Genomic DNA, 1,773 nt, shown 5'->3' on the forward strand with positions numbered 1-1,773 from the left:
CGTGTTATGCCAGCGTTATACCCTAAAAGGTCAATTGAGGAAGAATATCTATGCTAAATCTAATGAAAATAGTTTTTATTACTAACCTATTAGCGGCTTTAATCGTATTCATTCTTTCCAAATATGTAGCCTTTTTTAACTCAACAAGCTTGATGGATTTTCTATTCTTTATCGTGATTATTATCTGGGGAATAGCTAGATTAACTTGGGATGGAAATAGCCAAAGTCGTAATTGGACGCAAGATCCAGCTTCAAATAAAACAATGAAAATGGTTTCTAATCATGATTTTGAGTCTGATTTTCATGAACAAAAAAGGCTGAATTATCAGTTTGGTTTGGTTATGTTTATCTCAGGAATCCCAGCATTCTTAGGTAGTATTTTATTATTGGTTACTTCCTAGTTTTGAGGGCGATTTTAGTACGGGTATAACAAAGCAATCAACACGATTTATTACATTCGGCGTTGTAGGTTTGTCTTTGGTTTAGGTGTTTAAGGCGGTAAAATTCAAATAAGTCGGCGTAGTAATAAACGTGTTATTGCGGCGTTAGGCGATTAAGAGGTTATATGGTTACAGTATCAAGAGTTCAAGCTGGTCAATATTCTGTGTCAGATGGTCGAATTATCTTTAAGCAAGGTTCTAGTTGGTATGTTTTTAATAAGGCGGGTAGTCATGAATTTGGGCCAGTAACAACATTGAATGCTGCGAAACAATATGTGGCTAATGGTTCAGTACCTGTTGAATCGCATAATTTGAGTTCTTCTTATGGCCGACGTCAAAGTAAAAAAGAGTTTAATTCTTATTTAGCGACGGAAGCTAAAAATGGAAATCCAGAACCATTAATTCTTTGGGTTGTTATTCTGTGCGTAGTTTGTTTGGTAGTAGTAGTTGTTCGTGGTTATTAACTTTTTTGTTCATAGAACACTTTGAGTTATCGCCTAACAAAGCAATCAACACGATTTATTACATTCGGCGTTGTAGGTTTGTCTTTGGTTTCGGTGTTTAAGGCGGTAAAATTCAGCTAAGTCGTCGTAGTAATAAACGTGTTATTGCGGCGTTATATGCTTTTTTAAGCTCACAGCTTAATTTATTGGAATGGTAGGTAATGGAATATTTATTGGTTCTTCTTCATGTGGCTTTAATTTGGATGTTAGCTGTTGCGACTCCTGGAGCTAATGTACTTTTAACGATTAACACTGCACTTAATTACGACCGTAAAATTGCGGCTTTTTCTGCTTTCGGTGTTAGTTGTGCAACGTTACTGTGGTCGTTTTTTGGTGGCTCCGGCTTAGTTATTCTCTTTTCTCATTTTCCTCAATTATTTGGTTTAATGAAAGTGGTAGGTGGCAGTTATTTATTGTATTTGGGAATGCGTCAGATTTATCTAACTCGAAAAATAAAGAGGTTAGGTGAGTTAACTGAAATCAATCAAACGATATCACCATCGAAAAGAAAGGTTTTCATTTCAGCGTTTATCACCAGTATTTTAAATCCGAAAACGGGTTTCTTCGTCGTTAGTTTATTCAGTGTTTCCATGCCTGAAAACATGAGTGCAACGATGATATTAGCAATCATGCTAACAATGGCTTCAATTACGCTTAGTTGGCATTTATTCTTAGCTACGGCGTTTTCTCATGAATCAGCTAAAAGTGTTTATGCTCGTATTTCTGGGGTTATGGATTATGTCACTGGTGGATTGTTTACCATTTTTGGCATCAAAGTAATGACCTCATAGTAAGAATGGTTGTTTGCATATAACAAACGACTATGGTGT

At 35.9% G+C, this 1,773-nt stretch carries 3 protein-coding genes; all 3 read left to right on the forward strand.

Features of this window, described 5'->3' with window-relative positions:
- Positions 1-50: 50 nt before the first annotated feature.
- Positions 51-401 (forward strand): hypothetical protein, encoded by a 351-nt coding sequence (locus tag A6E03_RS13605; RefSeq protein WP_065601069.1) that lies wholly within the window; start codon positions 51-53, stop codon positions 399-401.
- Positions 402-565: 164 nt separating this feature from the next.
- Positions 566-904, forward strand: coding sequence for a hypothetical protein (locus A6E03_RS13610; protein ID WP_176703486.1), 339 nt, complete (start codon positions 566-568; stop codon positions 902-904).
- A gap of 200 nt (positions 905-1,104) precedes the next feature.
- A complete protein-coding gene (locus A6E03_RS13615; protein WP_065601070.1) occupies positions 1,105-1,734 on the forward strand; it encodes a LysE family translocator in 630 nt (209 codons plus the stop codon).
- Positions 1,735-1,773: the final 39 nt, after the last annotated feature.

Origin of the sequence: Aliivibrio sp. 1S128, assembly GCF_001691065.1 — a bacterium.
GTDB lineage: Bacteria > Pseudomonadota > Gammaproteobacteria > Enterobacterales > Vibrionaceae > Aliivibrio.

Bases quoted from the DNA above. Each gene is read 5' to 3' on its own strand.
- A6E03_RS13605 (WP_065601069.1), top strand. From the start codon at position 51: ATGCTAAATCTAATGAAAATAGTTTTTATTACTAACCTATTAGCGGCT.
- A6E03_RS13610 (WP_176703486.1), top strand. From the start codon at position 566: ATGGTTACAGTATCAAGAGTTCAAGCTGGTCAATATTCTGTGTCAGAT.
- A6E03_RS13615 (WP_065601070.1), top strand. From the start codon at position 1,105: ATGGAATATTTATTGGTTCTTCTTCATGTGGCTTTAATTTGGATGTTA.